A 6422-nucleotide genomic window follows, 5' to 3' on the forward strand; every position below is an offset into this window, starting at 1 on the left:
GCGTAGTGACGTGCTGGAGTATCGTACTCAACGTGAGAAGTTGCGATTGTGATACCGCGCTCACGCTCTTCTGGAGCGTTATCGATAGATGCGAAATCTTTAGCAACACCGCCGTACACTTTTGCAAGTGTAGTACAGATAGCAGCAGTTAGAGTTGTTTTACCGTGGTCAACGTGGCCGATAGTACCAACGTTTACGTGCGGTTTCGTACGTTCAAATTTTTCTTTAGACATGGGGTGTCCCTCTAGGTACGGATTAGGTGGCTTAAAATAAGACCACGCAACCAAAAAAATGGTTTTCTTTATTAAAGGAGAAGAAGCTTTAGACTGGTGCTAATACCCAGAGTCGAACTGGGGACCTCACCCTTACCAAGGGTGCGCTCTACCGACTGAGCTATATCAGCACACAAAATGAGTTGGAGCGTGCAGCGGGAATCGAACCCGCATCATCAGCTTGGAAGGCTGAGGTAATAGCCATTATACGATGCACGCAACACGTAACTCTGTTTGAGCTATTTAACCTTTAGAATATGGTGGAGAGGGACGGATTCGAACCATCGAAGGCAGTGCCAACAGATTTACAGTCTGCTCCCTTTGGCCACTCGGGAACCTCTCCAAATTTTGAGCTTTCTCTCGCTTGCCTTAGAGGAAGGGAGAAAGTGGTGCCGACTACCGGAATCGAACTGGTGACCTACTGATTACAAGTCAGTTGCTCTACCTACTGAGCTAAGTCGGCACAAGTGGGGCGCATTTTATTGAATGATTTTCCACCTTGCAATAGTAAATTGAAAAAAAGTGCAAAATTCTCTTACCAAACTCCTACATACGCCAATTTAGCTCAAGGTTTCCATCTTTAACACGCATCTAGCACAGGAAGATATTTTATTTATCTATCGCTTGATGTATTTTCCATGCACTTGTTTTGTTATCCACTATAGAGTTTTGTATGAGCCCATTTATGTCATTTGACCGCGAACGTTGGTCTGAGCTAAGGAATTTAGTTCCGATGACACTTTCTGAGAGCGACTTAAAAGAGCTTCAAGGCATCAATGAAAAGCTCACAATGGAAGAGGCAGTAGAGATCTATCTACCGCTATCTCGTCTATTGAACCTCTATGTGGCAGCCAGACAGAATAGAAACTCGGTACTCCACCAATTTCTAGATAAGAAAGAGAAAGCGCCACCTTTTATCATCGGTATTGCGGGTAGCGTAGCTGTTGGCAAAAGTACCACTGCGCGTCTGCTTAAAGCCCTACTCTCTCGCTGGGAAAACCACCCAAAAGTTGAACTAGTGACAACCGATGGCTTTTTATATCCAAACGAGGTGTTAGAAGAGAAAGGGTTGATGAGCAAAAAGGGCTTTCCTGAATCTTACGATATCAAGCGTTTAGTGAACTTTGTTTCGGATGTAAAAGCTTGCAAGAGAAATGTCACAGCCCCTGTTTACTCGCATCTTACGTACAATATTACTGATGACGTTAAGTGCGTCGACCTACCAGATGTGCTTATTATTGAAGGGCTTAATGTTTTACAAACCGGAATGAATTATCCACACGAGCCACATCGCGTGTTTATTTCAGACTTCCTTGATTTCTCACTCTATGTTGACGCTGATAGCCAACAAATCAAAGAATGGTACGTCAATCGCTTTATGAAATTCCGCGATGGCGCGTTTACTAAGCCTGGCTCTTACTTTAGTCATTACACTAAATTATCGAACCAAGCCGCATTGGACAAAGCAGAAGGTATCTGGAGTTCAATTAATGGCTTGAACCTTGAACAAAATATCCTTCCGACAAGAGAAAGGGCTCACCTGATTCTACGTAAAGGCGCAGATCATATGGTTGAAGAAGTGTTACTAAGAAAATAGTAACGCCTTAGTCGCCTTTTCTTAGCGATATCTCGCCACCAATATAGCTCTCGACACCATTCTCAGTTTTGAGCAATACAGCACCTTGTTCATCGATGCCTTGAACAACACCTTCAATTTCTCTAGGTCCAATGATCAATCTAACATTGCGACCTAAGAAATTATCCAAGCGGTTCCAACGCTCTAAAAAATTGGACATTCCTTTCAACTCGTAGTCGACAAGTGACTTATCCCAAGCATTGATCAGAGCCTGCGCTAACTGGTTACGGTCTGGCACCTTCCCATCACACACTTCTTTAAGGGAAGTCCATGGCTGGCCAATACCTGATGTTGTTGGATCCATGGATAGGTTTAGCCCTAAACCAATCACAATATGCGCAGCGCCACCAGACTGTCCTGACAGCTCGACCAAGATACCTGCAAGCTTCTTGTCATTGTGGTAAAGGTCGTTCGGCCATTTAAGCTTTACACCTTCTACGCCCATCTCTTCCAAAGCTTCAACAACAGCTACACCAACCACAAGGCTTAAGCCCATTGCGGCAGCCATCCCCGCGTCGAGTCTCCAATACATTGAAAGATAGAGGTTTGCACCAAATGGTGATACCCACTCTCGTCCACGGCGTCCACGACCCGCAGCTTGATATTCAGCAATACAGACAGAACCCGATTCGAGGGTGTTAGTGCGCTCTAATAGGTGTTGGTTTGTAGAACCTATGATGGGAATGAGTTCAAGAGAAGCATCGCGACTAACTGCAGACAATTTGTCTTGGTCAAGCATATCCAAACGACTGGCTAGTTTGTAACCCTTGCCTTGTATTCGGTAGATATCTAAACCCCACTCTTGAATACCTTTAATGTGCTTACTGATAGCCGCTCGTGATACGCCAATCATTTCACCTAGGTCTTCACCTGAATGAAACTCACCGTCAGCAAGACATCTCAATAGTGCAAGCTTGGTGCTGTGCTCTCTCATGCCAATGACTCCAAAGCCTTATCCAGGTTTGTCTCGCAGTCTCGTCCCATAAAGCGCACTTCATGTTCCAATCGAATATCGAATTTATTCAAAACGGACTGGCGCACTCGCTCTGCAAGCTTAAGGATATCCACAGCAGAAGCCTCATCATAATTGATAATAACCAATGCTTGGTTGGGGTGAACCTGAGCGCCACCTTCTGTCACACCCTTGAACTGGCATTGATCAATCAGCCAGCCAGCAGCAACTTTGATCATGTCATTACTCTCATAACCAACCATATTTGGATATAGAGCTAACAAGCGATCAAAATGATCTTTGGTGATCACAGGGTTTTTGAAGAAGCTACCCGCATTCCCTTGTACTCTAGGGTCTGGCAGCTTACTTGAACGGATAGCACACACTTCATCAAATATAGTGCGAGGGGAGAGCGTATCGGCTGCTAGGCTTTTTAACGGGCCATAGTGATTGCATGGCTCCCACTCTTTCGGCAACGTTAAACCAATCGCAACAACAATCGCTTTATCGTAGAGAGCGTGTTTGAAAATAGAATCTCGGTAACCAAAGAGACACTCTTCTTTGCTTAATCGCTTAACTGTATAAGTATCCAGACACAGGATATCGACATACTCGCATACGTCTTGTAGCTCAACACCATACGCACCAATATTCTGAATCGGAGCAGAGCCGGAACAGCCGGGTATCATTGCTAGGTTTTCTAGACCACCCAGCTCTTTATCCACACTCCACTCAACCAAGCTTGGCCAATCCTCGCCACCACTCACATGCAGTAGGTGATGACTGTCCGTCTCGGCCAGCTCAATCCCGGCTAATTTATTCACGATGACCAGGCCAGCGAAGTGCTCAGTAAAAAGCATATTACTGCCCTTACCCAGTATTAACTTAGGCAAAGCTGACCATTTAGGGTCTTTGTAAAGCGAAATAAGTTCTTCGGTAGTGGTGACTTCAACCAACGCATCACACGTCTGATCGATGGAAAAAGTATGAACATTTTTTAAACTAGCATTGAGATGGAATTGCATGGCGATATTCAATTAACTTACACTGCGGTCATTCTACAGCAGATAAACCAATGGCGCAGTGACTGAATGAACAATGTCATCATTACTCAATTAGACCCAGTAAAGGTTCCCCTAGTTAAACGTTTCTATAAAGAACATTACCCAACGGGAAAAGCGAATAAGAGTGAACTGATCTATTCGTTATTGCTGAATAACGAACTGTGCGGTGTCGTGCGTTTTCGTACAATAGAAAATAATCGCTTACTTACCGGTATGGCGATATCAAAACAACATCGTGGTCAGCAATTAGGCTCCCAGCTTATGGATTATTGTGCGCAACATACGCTTACGGAAGATGATTACTGCTTTGCGTACGCTCATCTCATCAATTTTTACGCGCGACACAAATTCGTACAAGTAGACCCTAAAGATCTACCAAATGGTTTAAGAGTTTTATACGAGCGCTATTCGAATAGCGGAAAAGATCTCATTCCTATGCATTATCAGCAAAATTGTTAGAGAATGCCTCGATTATCTAGTATTTGGTGCTATCCCTTTGGTAAAATTAAAGGTTCGCAATTTTGCATATTTTTAAGGTAAAACAGTCAATATGATTGCCAGTAGGAATCCATTCATACAGTTGCCAACCATAGCGCAGAATCCTGACAAGTTTGAAGTACTACTATCAGCGCAAGAGTTTCGAACTCGCCTACTTGATGAAATATCTCGCGCAACGACTCGTATTAGTTTAGTCGCTTTGTATCTTGAAGATGATGAGGCTGGCCGTGAGATCCTAACTGCCTTATATGAAGCAAAGCAAAAGAATCCAGAATTAGACGTGAGCGTTTGTGTCGATTGGCACCGGGCGCAGCGTGGATTGATTGGCGCAGAGTCTTCTGAAGGCAATGCAGCCATGTATAAAGAGTTCGCAGAGAAATATCAACATTCTGTGCCTGTCTATGGCATTCCCGTTCGCGGCAAAGAAGTCTTTGGCGTATTGCACTTAAAAGGCTTTATCGTCGATGATAGCGTGATATACAGCGGTGCAAGCCTTAACAATATCTATCTGAATTACCATGACCGCTATCGCTTTGATCGTTACCATGTTTTAAACAATGCAGCTCTTGCTGACTCAATGTTTGCCTACGTACACGAACAGATGGTTGCGGACAGCGCTGTTTATGACCTGGCTGATAAGAACAAGCCTGCGACCAAAGAACTGAAACCAGCGATTCGTCAGTTTCGAGCATCATTGGCAAGGTCTCAGTATCAATTCGAAGGGCAAGAGGTTTCAGCAGAGCAAGTGGCTGTAACACCATTGGTTGGTATCGGTAAAAGACGTAACCGTCTGAATCAGGGAATCAACCAACTCGTCGCTCAAGCTAAAGATGAAATCTTCATCTGCACACCTTACTTCAACTTCCCACCTAGCCTAGCTAAAGAAGTGAAGAAAGCACTTAAGCGTGGCGTAAAGGTCAGCATTGTTGTTGGTGATAAGACAGCGAATGATTTCTTTATCTCACCAGAAGAAGAGTTTAAAACGATTGGTGGTTTGCCATACCTTTACGAACTGAACTTACGCCGTTTCGCTAAAGCGAATGAAGCTCATATTGCTAGCCGTAATCTATCAATTCGACTTTGGCAACACGATTCCAATAGCTTCCACCTAAAGGGCATTTGGGTAGATAAGCGCTACATGCTACTAACAGGTAATAATCTAAATCCACGCGCATGGAAGTTGGATCTAGAGAACGGTATCTTTATCCAAGATAACTACCATCACCTAACATACAAGTTTCAGGCTGAAGTGGATAACATCCTTCAACACACTCAGCTTATCTGTACTTATAAGCAGTTAGACAAGGTAGAGAGCTACCCGATGGAAGTTCAGAAGTTGATTCGTAAGATCACTCGTGTGAAAGCCGATAGGGTGCTTAAGCAAATACTGTAGTCGATGTATTAGAGACACTATTTATCAACGCCTAGCAAACGCTAGGCGTTTTTGTATCTACGAGATAGCTATTTAGGTTTGTTTGATGGTCTTTCGAATCAACATCTCTATTTATGCATAGTGAGTGTGATAGCTTGAAGTGTTAAGCATCCTACCTTTTCCTTAGTCAGTCTCAGGGTTCCAGATACGTGTATCAGGTATGGTTTAGATAGCAGCTAAACGAGTACCAATACGAACATAATCGACAATTACCCTTTACGTATTCAAGCAATAACGTTCGTCACTCCTTACGGCGAGGTTCGTACGCGATAGAGAATTTCACATAGTAAAACAATCAGATTAGTGCTCTGCTCTATTTAGCTTAAGAGTTAGAAGTGACCACCTATATTCCCAAGCAGCACCTCCCGATATATAGAGAAGTACTTCATAGCTAGCGATAAGGATCTACTACTAAAACCCAAAACACATACGCAGGAAACGACGAAAGCCTAGTCGTCAGACTAGGCTTTCTGATATGTGCCGGAATAGCATGAAGTGCAGGGGCTCGGTGTCTTTATACCAATTAAAGTAAAAATGTGATCTAATTGAGATTGATGAATTATTGTGA

General features: G+C 43.6%; 6 protein-coding genes and 4 tRNA genes. 3 read left to right on the forward strand and 7 right to left on the reverse strand.

Annotation, left to right across the window (positions count from 1 at the left end):
- The 5 genes from AB4558_RS19780 to AB4558_RS19800 all read right to left on the reverse strand — a co-directional run.
- Positions 1-233 (reverse strand): GTP-binding protein (locus tag AB4558_RS19780; protein ID WP_240698606.1); only part of this gene is annotated, 233 nt, incomplete at its 3' end.
- 94 nt (positions 234-327) lie between these two features.
- Positions 328-403, reverse strand: a tRNA-Thr gene (locus AB4558_RS19785).
- A 13-nt stretch (positions 404-416) separates the two neighbouring features.
- Positions 417-491 (reverse strand) — tRNA-Gly (locus tag AB4558_RS19790).
- Between the two features lie 39 nt (positions 492-530).
- Positions 531-615 (reverse strand) — tRNA-Tyr (locus tag AB4558_RS19795).
- A gap of 44 nt (positions 616-659) precedes the next feature.
- Positions 660-735 (reverse strand) — tRNA-Thr (locus AB4558_RS19800).
- 210 nt (positions 736-945) lie between these two features.
- On the opposite strand from AB4558_RS19800, the gene coaA reads away from it, so the two are divergent.
- Positions 946-1869 carry a type I pantothenate kinase gene (coaA, locus tag AB4558_RS19805; RefSeq protein WP_017066910.1) on the forward strand — a complete coding sequence of 308 codons (924 nt, stop codon included), beginning with the start codon at positions 946-948 and terminating at the stop codon, positions 1867-1869.
- A gap of 7 nt (positions 1870-1876) precedes the next feature.
- On the opposite strand, the gene birA is transcribed toward coaA, so the two are convergent.
- Complete coding sequence (gene birA, locus AB4558_RS19810; protein ID WP_372159034.1) at positions 1877-2842, reverse strand: bifunctional biotin--[acetyl-CoA-carboxylase] ligase/biotin operon repressor BirA; 966 nt, start codon at positions 2840-2842, stop codon at positions 1877-1879.
- Positions 2839-3885, reverse strand: coding sequence for a UDP-N-acetylmuramate dehydrogenase (murB, locus tag AB4558_RS19815; RefSeq protein WP_102429266.1), 1047 nt, complete (start codon positions 3883-3885; stop codon positions 2839-2841). The genes birA and murB overlap by 4 nt, the downstream gene beginning before the upstream one ends.
- 66 nt (positions 3886-3951) lie before the next feature.
- Here murB and AB4558_RS19820 point away from each other — a divergent pair, with 66 nt between their 5' ends.
- Together AB4558_RS19820 and pssA are read left to right on the forward strand one after the other, a co-directional pair.
- Positions 3952-4383 (forward strand): GNAT family N-acetyltransferase, encoded by a 432-nt coding sequence (locus AB4558_RS19820; protein WP_102429265.1) that lies wholly within the window; start codon positions 3952-3954, stop codon positions 4381-4383.
- A 91-nt stretch (positions 4384-4474) separates the two neighbouring features.
- Complete coding sequence (gene pssA / locus AB4558_RS19825) at positions 4475-5815, forward strand: CDP-diacylglycerol--serine O-phosphatidyltransferase (protein ID WP_372074992.1); 1341 nt, start codon at positions 4475-4477, stop codon at positions 5813-5815.
- The last annotated feature ends 607 nt before the right edge of the window (positions 5816-6422 follow it).

It is taken from the genome of Vibrio sp. 10N.222.51.C5, from assembly GCF_041474575.1.
GTDB classification, from domain to species: Bacteria; Pseudomonadota; Gammaproteobacteria; order Enterobacterales; family Vibrionaceae; genus Vibrio; species Vibrio crassostreae_C.